General features: G+C 67.1%; 15 protein-coding genes and 1 pseudogene. 13 read left to right on the forward strand and 3 right to left on the reverse strand.

Annotated features, from left to right (window positions below):
• Window positions 1–190: 190 nt before the first annotated feature.
• Both AB0C69_RS14805 and AB0C69_RS14810 read right to left on the reverse strand, forming a co-directional pair.
• Entirely contained in the window at window positions 191–940 is a 750-nt protein-coding gene (locus AB0C69_RS14805; protein WP_345171468.1) for an SDR family oxidoreductase, read from the reverse strand.
• Window positions 941–960: 20 nt separating this feature from the next.
• Window positions 961–1,875 carry an NADP-dependent oxidoreductase gene (locus AB0C69_RS14810; RefSeq protein WP_360353669.1) on the reverse strand — a complete coding sequence of 305 codons (915 nt, stop codon included), beginning with the start codon at window positions 1,873–1,875 and terminating at the stop codon, window positions 961–963.
• 121 nt (window positions 1,876–1,996) lie between these two features.
• Between AB0C69_RS14810 and AB0C69_RS14815 the strand changes: the two genes are divergently transcribed.
• Entirely contained in the window at window positions 1,997–2,542 is a 546-nt protein-coding gene (locus AB0C69_RS14815; RefSeq protein ID WP_353831582.1) for a MarR family transcriptional regulator, read from the forward strand.
• Window positions 2,543–3,307: 765 nt separating this feature from the next.
• On the opposite strand, the gene AB0C69_RS14820 is transcribed toward AB0C69_RS14815, so the two are convergent.
• Window positions 3,308–5,677 (reverse strand): hypothetical protein, encoded by a 2,370-nt coding sequence (locus tag AB0C69_RS14820; protein ID WP_360353672.1) that lies wholly within the window; start codon window positions 5,675–5,677, stop codon window positions 3,308–3,310.
• A 507-nt stretch (window positions 5,678–6,184) separates the two neighbouring features.
• Between AB0C69_RS14820 and AB0C69_RS14825 the strand changes: the two are divergent.
• The 12 genes and pseudogenes from AB0C69_RS14825 to AB0C69_RS14880 form a co-directional block, all read left to right on the forward strand.
• Window positions 6,185–6,382: pseudogene (locus tag AB0C69_RS14825) on the forward strand (helix-turn-helix transcriptional regulator); the annotation flags it as partial.
• Between the two features lie 27 nt (window positions 6,383–6,409).
• Window positions 6,410–6,982 carry a Scr1 family TA system antitoxin-like transcriptional regulator gene (locus tag AB0C69_RS14830; protein WP_360353691.1) on the forward strand — a complete coding sequence of 191 codons (573 nt, stop codon included), beginning with the start codon at window positions 6,410–6,412 and terminating at the stop codon, window positions 6,980–6,982.
• Window positions 6,983–7,058: 76 nt separating this feature from the next.
• On the forward strand, window positions 7,059–7,469 hold the full coding sequence (locus tag AB0C69_RS14835; protein ID WP_360353674.1) for an ATP-binding protein: 411 nt from the start codon (window positions 7,059–7,061) through the stop codon (window positions 7,467–7,469).
• Between the two features lie 122 nt (window positions 7,470–7,591).
• Window positions 7,592–8,437, forward strand: a complete 846-nt coding sequence (locus AB0C69_RS14840) for a sigma-70 family RNA polymerase sigma factor (RefSeq protein ID WP_353831348.1) — start codon at window positions 7,592–7,594, stop codon at window positions 8,435–8,437.
• A 10-nt stretch (window positions 8,438–8,447) separates the two neighbouring features.
• On the forward strand, window positions 8,448–9,272 hold the full coding sequence (locus AB0C69_RS14845) for an integrase (protein WP_360353676.1): 825 nt from the start codon (window positions 8,448–8,450) through the stop codon (window positions 9,270–9,272).
• A 132-nt stretch (window positions 9,273–9,404) separates the two neighbouring features.
• Complete coding sequence (locus AB0C69_RS14850) at window positions 9,405–9,779, forward strand: hypothetical protein (protein ID WP_360353678.1); 375 nt, start codon at window positions 9,405–9,407, stop codon at window positions 9,777–9,779.
• 14 nt (window positions 9,780–9,793) lie between these two features.
• Window positions 9,794–11,134: an FtsK/SpoIIIE domain-containing protein gene (locus AB0C69_RS14855; RefSeq protein ID WP_360353680.1), complete on the forward strand. Its 1,341-nt coding sequence runs from the start codon at window positions 9,794–9,796 to the stop codon at window positions 11,132–11,134.
• 210 nt (window positions 11,135–11,344) lie between these two features.
• A complete protein-coding gene (locus AB0C69_RS14860) occupies window positions 11,345–11,542 on the forward strand; it encodes a hypothetical protein (RefSeq protein ID WP_360353682.1) in 198 nt (65 codons plus the stop codon).
• Complete coding sequence (locus AB0C69_RS14865; protein WP_360353684.1) at window positions 11,542–12,387, forward strand: DUF2637 domain-containing protein; 846 nt, start codon at window positions 11,542–11,544, stop codon at window positions 12,385–12,387. The genes AB0C69_RS14860 and AB0C69_RS14865 overlap by 1 nt, the downstream gene beginning before the upstream one ends.
• Window positions 12,388–12,405: 18 nt before the next feature.
• Complete coding sequence (locus AB0C69_RS14870) at window positions 12,406–12,816, forward strand: hypothetical protein (protein ID WP_360353686.1); 411 nt, start codon at window positions 12,406–12,408, stop codon at window positions 12,814–12,816.
• A gap of 139 nt (window positions 12,817–12,955) precedes the next feature.
• A complete protein-coding gene (locus AB0C69_RS14875; protein ID WP_360353687.1) occupies window positions 12,956–13,111 on the forward strand; it encodes a hypothetical protein in 156 nt (51 codons plus the stop codon).
• A gap of 130 nt (window positions 13,112–13,241) precedes the next feature.
• The coding region (locus AB0C69_RS14880; protein ID WP_360353689.1) for a replication initiator at window positions 13,242–14,217 on the forward strand (976 nt) is incomplete at its 3' end.

The raw sequence follows: 14,217 nt of genomic DNA on the forward strand, positions 1-14,217 counted from the left end.
GAACTCCGCCGCCTCAGAACCCGCCACCACCTCACCGTCCGCCGAGCACTGGGCCGCTGACCCCCAGAGCGGCCTTGGCCCCGTCCCCACGCGAACGAAGCCCGGTTCGGACTCGCGACGCGACCTCCACGCGAGCCCGAACCGGTGCCTCCCGCTTCGAGTGACGCCCGGGCAACCGGTTGCGCGCGGGCTACTGTTGCTCGTCACCGCCATCGACGAACAACTCGCTGCCGGTGACGAAACTGCTCTGGCCCGAGGCGAGGAAGAGCACGGCGCCGGCGACCTCCTCGGGACGACCGGGCCGGCCGAGCGGAAGGGCACTGCCCAACTGCCGGACGAGCCCGTCGGCCGAGGCGGCGTCGGGCGCCAGGCCCCGCAGCCCCTCGGTGTCGATCGGCCCCGGCACGATCGCGTTCACCCGGACGCCCCGGTCGGCGAGCTCGACCGCCCAGGTGCGGGCGAACGACCGGATCGCGGCCTTGCTCGCCGCGTAGACCCCGAACGCCGCGGTGCCGCTGGTGGCCGCGGTCGAGCCGGCCAGGATGACCGATGCGCCCGGGTTGAGCAGCGGAAGAGCCTTCTGCACCGTGAACAGCGTGCCGCGCACGTTGATCGAGAACGTCTCGTCGAAGTGCTCCGGAGTGACGTCGGCCAGGGTCGCGAACGTCCCGCCGCCGGCATTGGCGAACAGCACGTCGAGACCGCGTCCCTCCCCGCGGATCTGCGCATAGAGCTCGTCGAGGTCCTCGGCGCTCGACACATCCGCGCGAACTCCCCGGCCTCGATCACCGAGTGCCTTGACCGTCGCATCGAGTTCCGCCTGCCTGCGGCCGGTGACGAAGACGAACGCGCCCTCGTCCGCGAACCGCTGCGCCGTCGCCCTTCCGATGCCCGACGTGCCCCCGGTGACCAGGGCCACCTTGTTGTCCAGCTGTCCCATGACTACTCCTGTTCCAGGTTTCAGACCTGCGTGGAAAGCAGGACCTTGGTCCGCAGCCCACCGTTTTCCATGCCGCGGTGGACCTGCGCGGCGTCCATCAGCGGGGCGACGCTCTGCGAGCGCAGCGTCAGCCGCCCGGCGGCCAGCAGTTCCATGACGGCTTCCAACCGCGACGTGATGCGTGGCCCGTCCGGCCCGGACAGCCGGACGGCGAAGTCGGCGGCGTGCGGATCCGAAAGAGTGACCACCCGGCCAGGTCCGCCGGCCAGCTCGACCGCGGCGCCGAGGACACCGGCGCCGGAGACGTCGATGACCGCGTCCACCGACGGCGCGACGGCCCGGACGTTCGCCACCAGCTCGGGCCCGTAAGCCACCGGAGCGGCGCCCACACTCGCCATGAGGTCGAAGTCCCCGGGACGGACCGCGGCGACCACCTCCGCCCCGCGCGCGACGGCGAGTTGGCTTGCGATCAGCCCGACCGACCCCGCCGCACCGACGATCAACACGGTCTCGCCCGCCGCGACGCCGACCTCGTCCACGACCCGTGCCGCCGCCTCCCCAGAGGCCGGCAGCGCCGCGGCCGCCTGGGCGCCGACCGACCGCGGAACCCGCACCCAGTAACGGGCCAGCACCTGCCCGGCGTAACCGCCGAGTTCGGGCAGGAAGACCGCGACCGCATCACCTGGCCGCACGTCGATCACCGAGGAGCCGACCGCGTCCACCACGCCGGCCGCCTCGAACCCGAGCACGGAACCCGGACGGGCACCGAACGCGCCCTTCAGGCGGCCCGACCTGATGGCCAGGTCCGTCGGCCCGACCCCGGCGAACTCCACGTTCACGCGGATCTGCTCCGCCCCCGGCGGACCGATCTCGACCTCACCCGGAACCAGCCCGTCCGGGGAGCCGTAGTCGCTGAGCACGACTGCCTTAGTCACATCTACCTCCTTGATTTACGTGACATGTCACGCATCGCGGTTTAACACTGCTCGCCACGCACTTGTTCCTGGAGATGCGGCATCGGCTAGCCTGAGCGCCGCGCCACGTAGAGGAGCCCGCATGCCGAACGACCTGGGGGACAGCGCGGACGAGCCGGCCCACAGCGGGCTGACCGCCGAGCAGGAGGCGACCTGGTTCGCCTACATGCGGGTGGCGCTCCGGCTCAACTACGAGATCAATCGCGAGCTGCAGGCCGACGGCGGCCTCTCCCACCAGGACTTCCACGTCCTGAACGCCCTGGCCGACTCTGCCGACCAGCGGCTGCAGCTCAGCGACCTGGCGGTCCGCATCGGCTGGGAGCGGAGCCGGCTCTCCCACCAGGTGCTGCGCATGGAAGCACGCGGCCTGGTCGCGCGCCGCCCGTCGAGCACCGACGCCCGAGGGACCGACGCGGTCCTCACCTCACAGGGCCGGGACGCGCTGCGCCGGGCCACCCCGGGCCACGCCGCCCTGGTGAAGCAGATGTTCTTCGACGGACTCGACCCGACCCTGCTCGGACCGCTCCACACCGCCCTGGACCAGATCCACGAACAGATCCTCGCCCACGGCACACTCCCGCGCCCCTCAGGCCACCAAACCCGCTGGACCACCACCAACAAGGCCTGACCCACACAGAGACGCCCACACACCCCCTACCAGGCACGGCACACAAAAGGCCCCTTCCGAAACCGGAAGGGGCCTCTAAGCCATGTGCACCCGAAGGGATTCGAACCCCTAACCTTCTGATCCGTAGCAAGATCAGACCCATCCAGGCCCGTCCGCATCCGTCCTCTGACCAGCGGCGCAACCTCCGGCACTTCCACGCCAGTCCAAGGTCATCCAGGCCCGTTGTTAGCACCCGCGTTAGCACGCACACCGTCCCGGAGGGTGCGCCCGCGCGAACGGCGAGACGGTGTAACAGACAGTTTCGCGCGGGCGTGCCCTCCGGCCCGCGGGGGGCTGGGGGCTGCGAAGCCCCCGCTTCAGGCTCGCTCAGCTGGCGAACGGCCTAGTGGTCGAGCCGCTTTCACCATCGGAACCATGCCGGCGAAGGGTCTACAGTCCAACCGCTCTCACCTGCCGCTTCTCGCTCGCTCGCGGGTCTCAATCCAGCACACTGGATCGAGCCGGTGACCACCGCGTCGCGACCGGGTCCCGAGCGGGTGTGACAGGCCGCCTCGCACGGACAGGGTTCCAGGCGGGAGGATCCAGAACAGCATCAGCCCCTTGGTTCCTCAGTAGGGCTGTCAACCTGCCGTCGAGCCGCTGACATGCGAAAGCGGCCCGGTGCAGAGCACACGGACCGCTTCATCAGACCTGAAGCTCACATCCCCGACTCCCTCAGTAGGCGACATGGCAGCTCGATACTTGCAGCCTAGAGCGAAGATGCGTTCACGTCAATGGGTAAGTGGATCTGTCCCGAGCACGCGCAGCACGATATGAAATTTCATCGATGTCATTTACAAGTGCCGCACTAGCGTCTGGCCAGTAGAACGTTGTGTCACCTTCGGCAAACGACCACTGAGTGTCAAGATAACTTACGAAAATCTTCGCCCTCTCCAGCCGATCTTCAATCGGCATGACGTTTCGTATATTCGCACGGACGCGCGAGTCGATGATAGGCGTATCAACCACCATGGCATCCACATAGGAAAAAAATCTAACCATATGTTTGTGCATATAGCTGCCCGAGGCCGTGATGCGGATCGATCGGGCGTCTTCACCGTCTCGGCTCGGTTCAAGCAACTTGCGTGCGATTCCCCGCTCCCTCTGCGCGTCAATCTGCCCGGGCAGATAGCCGAGAGACTGTAGGTGTTCATAGAGAACCTCGAACTCTACGAAACCATTGGGCACCGCCTCCCCCCGTGACTCTGTCGCCGCCAACAATGCAAGCAAGAGAAAGTGCTCGCGACCGTCATTTGTGGTGATATCAAAGACATTGGCAACTGCGGAAGCCCGAGGATCATAGTAGTCGAATTCACCGAAAAGGATCGCGCGCATAAATTCATGAAGTGGAACGACATACCTGCGCCCACGCGTGTGTGCATCCAATATGCGAGCCGTGGAGACATAGCCGCTACCCACAAAGGTAGAAATAAAGTCAAGGGCCTGGCGCACATTCCCTGAAGAGAGATTGTCTATCATCGTCACCAGATCACGATTACTCCTAAAAGCATCTATGAGCACATCTAGATAGACGAGCAGATTATCCGAGTCAAGCGTCATGCCTTGCGGAAATATATCCAAACGTCCCGTCTCTACCAATTGACGTCTGGCAAATTCGAGACGTTTCTGTATCACAGAGTCGACGCGAGGTGGCGGCACCGCAAAGACTCGCGGCTGATAGGCCGCAAGCGAGCCTCGCCGCTTCGACTTGAAGAAGGTGTCGGGACGTAGCGAGAGAAATACCGCGACTGGCCAGGTTTGGGCCAAGCTCTGCCCCATCACGAAGACGCTCTCCTGGAACGCATCGTCGTGATGGTCAAGATTGTCGAGGATCAGAAGGAAGTCACGACCCTGTGTGCCTCGGAGGTGTTCAAGACTTCTCCGGACATGCTGCAAGCCATCCTGAACATGCTTCCTCAGCATCGCAAGCTCTTCACGTTGAAAATCTTTGTCATCAGCCTCCAGAAGGATGGAGTCGATTCCTCTCCTGAACTGATTCAGCTCCCGATTGTAGACAGCCCTGACAAACCGGGCTTCATAGATGTCGACATTCAAGTCGTTATCAATTGCAGATGTGACCGTGTCGACCAAATATTGTCTCACGTCTTCCAGGAGAAACGACTCGCGGAGAAAGTCGACGTATATGACAACTGTGTTGTCCAGAACGTCGGCAGCGTCCACGCGCACAAGATGCTTGAGGAAGATGGTCTTCCCAACCCCAACGTCACCCAGCAAGATCACGGGCCGTCGAGTGAGGGCAGCCGACAGCACTTCAGGCTTTAGCGAAGGGGTCGTCCCTTTCTTGTCGGCTACATTTTTTATTTGTAGAGATGATTGCAATCCAGCATATCTAGCCCTCAAGATTTCCTTACTGACAACGGAGTATTGAGACAGAGGGCCGCTTGCGCAGTAGCACTCACGCAGAAATTCATCCGAGACTTCTTTTTCCTGTACTAGATCTTGCAGGAAGAGGTCACCAAGGATACCGAGATCCGTCTCAAGTTCACTACGTCGCCGGAAGCCGGGGTAGCTCGGGATGCGAGCGGACAGCCTTTCAGGCGGAGGGGTGGTCGTACCGCGCCTGGCTAGCCGCCGCCGTAGATTGCCATCACGCAAGCCAACGGGAGAAAGGTAATCCCAAAGTTCCGTGAATCGTGCCTCCATCTCGGCGGGGCTGGAGTAGAGAATTGCACGACCCATCAGCGGCGCAATGCCATCTTGTCGGCTACCCAGGAACAAGATCAATTGGGCCCCGTTGCACAGTACGGCAACGGCTATTCCACCGGATGCTGAGTAACGAAGGACCTGCTCAATTGCCTCACGATTCGTTTCGCTGGTCTCGTGTATGGTCCTGAGCGCTATCTCACGCTCACCAACTACTCCAGCCGGCAGTTCGAAATGGAGGCCAATACGCTTAGCTTCGACTACTGCAAGCCTTTGAGGCCGACCCAAGACGTAGTCGAGCCGATCACCTTCTTGATACTCTTCGCAGTTGATCTCATCGGCCGCCCATCCCAGGCAGTCCAACAAAAGGCGATCTATCGCTGCGAGACGCGTCGTGGCCTCGTTGCCGTTCCGGGCTGCCAGCTCGTCCACCTCTCGGGTGAAGCGCTCGATCGCAGCTCGCCCTAGTTCGTATTGAGACAAGGACTAGTCCCCCAGTGGACACAGACAAGGAGGAACTACTGTATCTCTAGACAGAGACACCAAGCCCGGTTCATGACCTCTTTAGGACACAACAGGCTTACCGCCTGATTTGGGCTCGACGCCCCCGTCATCGAGTAACCAACAGTTCCGATCACCTGCGTCCATACCAGTAGCGCCTGATCTTCGTCACGCTGACTTGATTGTCGTCTTGTCTTCTCACCGTTGCCGCTGACGCAGGGCGGCCGTGGCCGGGCTGCGCGGCGGGACCGGACGGAACAGGCCGCATGCCCGGCGCGCAGAGCCGGGCGCGGCCGCCCGGCGGCCGCGGAGCGGGCGCCCTTGAAGACGTAGAGAAAGTTCTCATCCGGCACGGATATAGCCCGTTGACCTGGGGATTTACGGTCTGGGCTCTCGTGTGGCTGTGGGGCCCGTGTCCGGGTGGTAGAACGCTCGGTTATGGGTGCTGAGCGGCTGCGGGAGATCGGGCAGGAGTTGCGGCGGCTTCGGGTGGCTGCTGGGTTGTCCGGGGTTGGTCTGGCTTCGCGGGCTGGGGTTCCTCAGTCGACGGTGTCTCGGGTGGAGACGGGGCGGCGGGTCTCTGACCCTGATGTTGTGGCTCGGTTGTTCGGGGCGTTGGAGTTGGGGCCGGCGGAAGCTGAGCGGCTCGTCAGGTTGGTGCGGGTGGCGTACGAGGAGACTGCGGCTCGTCGGGTTGATGCTGGAGTGTCGTTCCGGTCTGGGGTCGGCGTCGAGTGGGCTCGTGAGGCTGAGCTCGTCCGGGCGTTCGGAGCGGTTGTGCTGCCTCGGCTGGTTTGGACGGCGGAGTTCGCTGCCATTGCGGGGGCCAGCCGGGATGCTGACGCGTGGGCTTCGCTGGCTCGCAATGGGGCACGGCGGTTGGTGCTCGTGGTTGCTGAGGCTGCTTTGCGGACTTGGCCGGGGTCGGGTGAAGGCATGGTTGACCAGCTCGCCTACCTGGCTGAGGCTTCGAGGTGGGCGCATGTGCGGTTGGGTGTGGTTCCTGAGGGTGTGATGCCTCGGGTGCCGCTGCATGGGTTCGCGCTGTACGACCAGGCGGCCGTCACGGTGGAGACGTTTACGCGTGAGCTGACCTTGGCCGACGCCGAGGAGGTGGCGGTGTACGCGGAAATCTTCGAGGAGTTCGAGCGGGCCGCGGTGTTCGGTGACGAGGCGCGCGTTCTGGTGGCGAGGGCGGCCGCTGAGCTTCGGAACGCCCTAGGCTCTATTCACTGAACGTATTGAATAGATCTCCGAATCTGGCATACGCTGCGTGTTCCTCGGGGTGTGTAGCCCCCTAGACGCGCGGGTGGTGATCGACGTGACGCGCTGGTCTCGTCTGTTCGAGGGCCGACTCGGATCGATCAGCGACGCAAGGGCCTTCTCTCGGGCGCTCGTCGTCGAGCGGGTACCGGACGATCTAGTTACGACAGTGGAGCTCGTGGTCAGCGAGCTCTGTACGAACGCCGTGCAGCACACGGCGAGCGGTGAGGATGGGGGGCACTTCATCCTGGAGCTGGAGGCGCATCCGGAGCACGTCCGGGTGGCGGTGGTCGATCTCGGGGCGCAGACTCCCCCGGTCCTCTGCGGTGGGCCTGCGAGCGCTGATGCTGTCTCCGGGCGAGGCCTGCTGATCGTCGACGCGGTCTCCAAAGCCTGGGGGACGGAGGCGGTACGCGTCGGGCGGCGTGTCTGGGCGGACGTCGTCGGCGCGGCGGTGTGAGCGGTCCGCCGATACCGCGCCGTCGGCGGCGTTTGCGCACTGTCAGCTCCTCGACTGGCCATGAGCTATCCGGCACCTTGTCTAGGGTCCTAGACTCACTGGTGGACTCCGGAGGGGGTGTCATGCCAGGCGAGTTGGAGCGCATCGCGCAGATAGACGACCCGTATGAGCTGCTGCGCGCTGCGACTGAACGTCTGGCGGAGGCTCAGCAGGAGGTCACGGAGTTGGCGCGGCTGAGGCGGCGTCTGATCCAGGACTTGCACGCGCAGGGGATGTCGTACGCGCAGATCGCACAAGCGGCGGGGCTGAGCCGCGGACGTATCCACCAGATCCGGCACACGGGGCCGGCGCCTGAGGGCGCGTTCCTGGGAGCGGGTGAGGTGATCGTGGTGACTCCCCTGCGGCCTGACCCTGCGAGTGATCGGACGTATGTCGCGCTGGACGACCTGAAGACCGGGCAGGCTTTGGAAGACCTGGCGCGAACGTTCGACCTGACCGTGAAGTCTGATCACGTCGGGCTTGATGGCGGGATCGACCTCAACCGGGCTGGAATGCTGGTGATCTGCGGGCCTCGGATGTCGCCCGCGATGCAGGAGGCGTACGGCAAGGATCCCGTTCTTGCGTGGGAGCGGGACGAGGTCGGTTGGCTGCTGCGGGACACTCGGACTGGCAACGGCTATCGGTCGGGGCAGGAAGAGCGTCCGGCCCGAAACTACGACGTGGGGTACCTGGGGCGGCTGCCTCGGCCGGACGGCAAGGGAAGCTTCCTGGCTGTCGCCGGTATTCACCCTGAGGGGTCGCTCGGTGTGGTCCATCTGCTGACCACGGATATCGGGAGCCTGTGGGGGCAGGTCGGCAACGAACGGTTCTCGGTCGTGGTCGGCACCGAGTACACCGCGGACACCCATGAGCCGGTGCGGACGGAGTTGCTGACCCCGATCTACCGGCACGACGAGGCGGCTAGCTGACGAGGGACGGATGCGCGTACAGATCGCCAGCGAGCCGGGACGTCCGGACCGGGACAACGAAGACTTCGCGGCGGCTGCGCCGGGGTTGTTCGTCGTCGTGGACGGGGCGGGGACGCCGGCGGGCGTGGGCTCTGGGTGCGTGCACTCGGTTGCCTGGTACGCGCGAAACCTGGGCGGACTCCTTCTAGGTGCTGCTACGGACGTCGGCGTCGGCCTGGACGAGGCGCTCGCCGTTGGCATCGAGCGTGTTAATGCGCTGCATGCCGGGACTTGTGATCTCGGGCATCCTGGGTCCCCCTCGGCCACGGTCGCGCTTGCGAGGGTGAGCGGGGAACGCCTCGATTACCTGGTGCTCTCGGACGCCGTGGTCGTCCTGGATCTGGTCGACCAGGAGCCGGCGGTCATCACTGATGATCGGCTCGCAGAGGTGATCGCTCGTCTGGGCGAGCCGGGCGAACTGCCCGCGGTGGGCAGCGGCGAGCATTCCGAGCGACTGCGGGGCCGAGTCGAGCAGCTCGCCGCCTACCGCAACCAGGCGGGCGGCTTCTGGGTGGCGAGCACGAAACCGGAAGCGGCCGGACAGGCTCTCGCAGGATCGACACCGCTCAGCGAGCTCGGCGCGGTTGCGCTCCTGAGCGATGGCGCTAGCCGGCTGGTCGACAGCTTCGACCTGATGAGCTGGCCTGAGCTGCTCGCGGTGCTCCGCAAGGACGGACCGGCCGAACTGATCACCCGGACGCGGGAAGCAGAGGCGTCCGATCCGCAGGGAACGCGGTGGCCACGCGGCAAGGCGTCCGACGATGCCACTGCGGTCTTGTGGGTCTCCGGAAACTAAGTCACAGAGTTCTGTAGACCCCCCTAGACAGTCCTGCCTTTCATCGCTTACCTTTGCTGTACACCCCCCTAGACAAGGACTCCCGAACAGGCGACTTGAACTGTCTAGGGGGATCGACAGCGGAGGTACTTCGTGCGCAACATTCCGGTCGACGTGTCGGCGCTGACGTTCGTCTGCGTGTCGCCGCCGCGTCCGAAGCTCGTCAACCAGGACACAGGGGAGGTGAAGACGGACCGCAACGGTCAGACGGTGTTCACGGTTGGCCTGTCGGCTGCCGATTCCATGGGGCGGGTGGACCTGCTCCAGGTGGCGGTAACCGGCGACCAGGCGATAACGATCGGGGAGGTCGTGACGCCGGTCGGGCTGGTCGCGTTCCCCTGGGAGGCGGTTCTGGGTGGTGAGAAGCGGTGGGGTGTGGCCTACCGCGCCGACCGCATCGTCCCCGTCTCCGCCGCTCGGTCGTCGGGTTCCTCGTCGGACTCGTCCGCTCCGGCGGGCGTGGCCTGAACGGGGCTGCCGTCATGACTGACTTCGTCCTGGTGCTCGGGGTCCTGGCCGCTGCGGCGGCCGGGCTCTGGGCCTGGCGCCGGTATCACCCGGTGTCGTTCTGGTACGGCGTCGGGTTCCCGGCCCGGGCGGTGCTGGTGTACCTGACGTGGCATCACGTCGCCTCGGGCTGCAAGCTCACCCGCAACCGGCGCCGGTTCCGCCTCACCTTGGACGCTATCCCCGTGGTGGGTCCTGCTTCGCGGTCGGCGGCGACGGTGGTCGAGCATAAGCGGCGGGTGCGGCGGGTCGATGTCGAGCGCTCGCCTCGCCTCGGGCTGCTGCGGCCTACTCGGCTGGGGTGGCGGATGCGGCTGCGCCTGCACGACGGGCAAGTCCCCGCCGACTACGAGAAAGCCGCGGAGGGGATCGCGCACGCCTGGCGCGTGCACTCGGTCCGGGTGGTCGATGTCTGGCCCGGTCGCGTCACCTTGTGGGCGACGATGCGTGACCCGCTGGTCGAGGTGGTCACCGAGCCAGAAACCGGTGAGCTGCTGAACGTGCGTCCGGGGAAGCTGGAGAACGGTCGTGACTGGGTGATCGACTTCCGCACGGTGCCGCACTGGCTGAACGTCGGCGCGACTCAGTCCGGGAAGTCGAACCTGGCCAACGCCCTGCTCAAGGGATTGGCGCCGCAACCGGTCGCCCTGGCGGGCTTCGACCTCAAGGGCGGCGTCGAGTTCACCCCCTACGCGCCTCGGCTTTCGGCACTGGCCACGACCCGCAAAGAGTCGGTCGATCTGCTGGCCGACCTGGTGGGGGAGGTCGAGAACCGCATGGCCACCTGCCGCGCCTTTGGTGCGCGCAACGTGTGGACGCTGCCGGAGGATCTTCGGCCGATGCCCATCGTGGTCCTGGTGGACGAGGTCGCCGAACTGTTCCTCATGGCCGACAAGAGCGAGAAAGACGAGGTGGCCAAGACCGCTACCGCGCTGCTACGGGTCGCCCAGCTCGGCCGGGCGTTCGCCGTCTACCTCGTCGTGTGCGGTCAGCGCGTCGGCTCCGACCTCGGGCCCGGCGTGACCGCGCTGCGAGCTCAGCTGTCCGGGCGGGTGTGCCACCGGGTCAACGACCCGGAGACGGCGAACATGGCCCTCGGCGACCTCGACCCCGCGGCCCTGGACGCCGCCCGCGTCATCCCGGCTGAGACTCCGGGCGTGTGCATCGTCGCCGGGCAAGACGGCTCGTGGCACCGGGCACGCTCGGTCTACGTCCCCGAACACGAGGCCGAGCAAGCCGCGCGCGACTACGCACACCTGACCCCGGCCTGGGAGACCCTCGTCGGCTCCATCCCGGTTGTCCGCCCCGCCGCGTAACCGGCCCGGCCCCTTCTCTTCCCGGCTTGGCGTGAGCCCTGATCGCGCCGCGTCCCTACCCGACCCATGCCTGAAACCGTTCCTGGAGGCTGCCCGATGGTCGCCCGTGTCCGTCCCCTCCGTCCCCGCCCTCGTCCCCGATTCGTCGCCCTCGCGTCCCCCTCGTCCCCGTCCTCGCCGTCGTCCTCGGGCTCGTCTCGGACGGGCGCGGTGTCGTCCTGGGATGTGTGGCCGGTCGGGGTCGAGTGGGACGAGTTTCGGTCCCTGCACGTCGCCCGGTGCCAGCAGTGCGCCGAGTCGTTCGCCTCCTCGTCCTCGGTTGAGGCCGACGAGTGGGCCGACGTCCACCGCTGTGACCCCGAACTGGTCGCCCTGCTCGCGCTCGTCACCGACCGGCGGGCGGCGTGATGCGGCGGCTCGCCGGGGCGGTGGCCGACTCCGCGCCGGTCGTCGTACTGGCCGCTATTGCGGCGGCCGGGTCGTTCACCCACATCCGCGACACCGCGACCGAGCACGGTCAGCGCGGGTGGATGGCCTGGGCCATCGCGGTCTGCATCGACCTGACCTGCGTCATGGCCGCCGCGGAACGCCAGCGGGACAAGAACACCGGGCGAGAGTCGGGGCGGCTGTCCTGGCCGACCATTGTCCTGGTCGGCGGGATCCTGCTGTCGCTGGCCGCCAACCTCGCGCAGGCCGACCCGTCGGTCTGGGGCTGGATCACTGCCGGGACTCCGGCGGGCGCGTTCCTGGTTGCGGTGTCGATGCTGGAGCGCCGAAAGGCCGGCACCCGGGCGGTGGCTCACACCTCGCCCGTCCCGGAGTCCTTCGGCCGTCCCGACCCGGCTCCGGCCTCGTCCTCGTCGTCGTCCGGCTCGTCCTCGTCGTCCTCGTGGGTGGTGTGGGAGGACGAACTCCCCACCGTCGCCGCTGCTGCCGTCCCCGCTGCCCAGGACGAGCCCCGCGACGGTGCCCGGGACGGGCAGGACGGCCAGACCTCCATCCCCGTCCCCGTTCCGACCCCGGCCCCGGTTCCGGCCGCCGAGGAATCCGCGGTGCCCTCGCCTGCTCCCGCTCCGGCGGCTCCGCTGGTCGACTTCGCGCGCCGCGTCGCCTCCGAGCACGAAAGTCGGCACGGGCGGCCGATCACCCGTGACGCGCTGCGCGCCCGGCTCGGCGTCTCCAACCAGCTCGCCTCAGACCTGCTCCGCCAGCTCCGCACCGACCAGCCCCACGCAACCGCGTCCGTCTCCTGAGCACTGGAGGAACCCGCCATGACCTCGTCCACCAACCCGACCGGCCAGGCTTCCCTTCCTGTGCCCGGTGACCTGTTCGCCCGTCACCAGACCATCACCGGCCTGCGCGCCCTCGCTGACTTCCTGGAGGCCAACCCCGCCGTCCCGATCAACGAGTACGGCAGGGAGTACAACGTCTACACCCGCGCCGAGGACGAGGCCGTTGCGGTCGCCATGGTCGACAAGGTCGCCGCGCTGCTCGGCGCCGAAGTCGCCGACAAGCGCTCCGAGGGTGGCCACTACAGCGCCGAAAAGACCTTCGGCCGCATCACCTACGGCATCGTCCACGTCCCCAAGCGACGCCACGACGAGTACGACGCCTACACCAGCTACCGCCACAACATCCTCCTCGACCCCGACCAGGGCGGCGACGAGGGGCGGGCGGCCTGATGCGCGCTCGGCCCACTCGTCGCCGCTGGGGCGTGTGCGGGTGGAAGTGCGGGACGTGCGGCGGGGGCGGGGTCGCCTCCGACGGGTCCACCTGCTCCGACTGCAACGGCCACGGCCACACCTGACAGGAGCCCGCCCGATGTTCCTGCGCCGCTGCGCCTTCGCCTTCTTTTGGCTGGTCCTGGGCCTGTTCGCCCTCCGGCATCCCGGATCCGCCGCGCAAGCCGTCCGCGCTGTCTTCGAGGGCCTGGCCCTGCTCGCCGACGCGCTCTCGCTTCTGGTGTCGGCCTTGTAGTCCCCGGCGTGGCCGCCGTCGCCGGCAAGCAAGTGCGGCCACGCCGGGCCCATCACCCACCCATCCCAACAGACAGGCAGGAGACCCGTTCATCGTGCCCGATCCCGCCCCGGCACCGCTCATTAACGGTGTGGCCGCGCGTGACATGGCCAACCGGTACAACCGCGCCGACTTCCGCGCCTGGGCCCGCCGCGCACACTCCACCGGAGGATGCGCCCAACCCGTCCACCTCCGCGGCCGCGTCACTCACCTGGATCCGCAGACCGGTGAGATCCTCCGGCACTACTCCACCGCGCAAGAGCCGGGCGGGACGCTGCGGGTGGCGTGCAAAACCCGGCGCGCGTCGCGGTGCCCTGCTTGCGCTGAGACCTACCGCGCCGACACCTACCAACTCGTCCGCGCGGGCCTGGTCGGCGGCAAGGGCGTCCCGGACACCGTCACCCGACACCCGGCGGCGTTCGTCACACTCACCGCGCCCTCATTCGGGCCCGTCCACTCCCGCCGCACCGGCAAGGCCGGCGGCGTGGTCGCCTGCCGTCCCCGGCGCGACGGCGGGACGTGTCCGCACGGGCGGCCTGTCTCCTGCACCGTCCGGCACAGCGACGGAGACCCACGGCTCGGGCAACCGATCTGCCCGGACTGCTTCGACTACGCGGGCGCGGTTCTCTGGAACGCCCACGCCCCTGAGCTGTGGCGCCGGTTCGCCCTGGCCTTCCGGCGCTACGTCGCCCGGTCAGCGGGCCTGCGCGTGGCCGACCTGCGGGACGTGCTGACGGTGTCGTTCGCCAAGGTCGCCGAATACCAGCGGCGTGGCCTGGTCCACTTCCACGCTGTCATCCGCCTCGACGGACCCGGCGGCCCCCACGCATCACCGCCCGCCTGGGCCACCCTCGACCTCCTCAAAGCCGCCGTCGACCACGCGGCGGGCGCGGTCACCGTCTCAGCTCCGGCAGCGGGCGGTGTCCCGGCCCTGACACATGCGTGGGGCTCACAGGTCGACGTGCGGCCGATCACCACCACAGGGGAACTCACCGATACCGCCGTGGCGGGCTACATCGCCAAGTACGCCACCAAAGCCGCCGAATGCGTCGGCACCCACGACCGCC

It is taken from the genome of Actinomadura sp. NPDC048032, from assembly GCF_040653175.1.
GTDB lineage: Bacteria > Actinomycetota > Actinomycetes > Streptosporangiales > Streptosporangiaceae > Spirillospora > Spirillospora verrucosospora.

Coding starts and splice junctions, on each gene's coding strand:
- AB0C69_RS14840 (WP_353831348.1), top strand. CDS start 7,592: ATGCCAGGCGAGTTGGAGCGCATCGCGCAGATAGACGACCCGTATGAG.
- AB0C69_RS14875 (WP_360353687.1), top strand. CDS start 12,956: ATGTTCCTGCGCCGCTGCGCCTTCGCCTTCTTTTGGCTGGTCCTGGGC.
- AB0C69_RS14845 (WP_360353676.1), top strand. CDS start 8,448: ATGCGCGTACAGATCGCCAGCGAGCCGGGACGTCCGGACCGGGACAAC.
- AB0C69_RS14815 (WP_353831582.1), top strand. CDS start 1,997: ATGCCGAACGACCTGGGGGACAGCGCGGACGAGCCGGCCCACAGCGGG.
- AB0C69_RS14865 (WP_360353684.1), top strand. CDS start 11,542: ATGCGGCGGCTCGCCGGGGCGGTGGCCGACTCCGCGCCGGTCGTCGTA.
- AB0C69_RS14855 (WP_360353680.1), top strand. CDS start 9,794: ATGACTGACTTCGTCCTGGTGCTCGGGGTCCTGGCCGCTGCGGCGGCC.
- AB0C69_RS14805 (WP_345171468.1), bottom strand. CDS start 940: ATGGGACAGCTGGACAACAAGGTGGCCCTGGTCACCGGGGGCACGTCG.
- AB0C69_RS14870 (WP_360353686.1), top strand. CDS start 12,406: ATGACCTCGTCCACCAACCCGACCGGCCAGGCTTCCCTTCCTGTGCCC.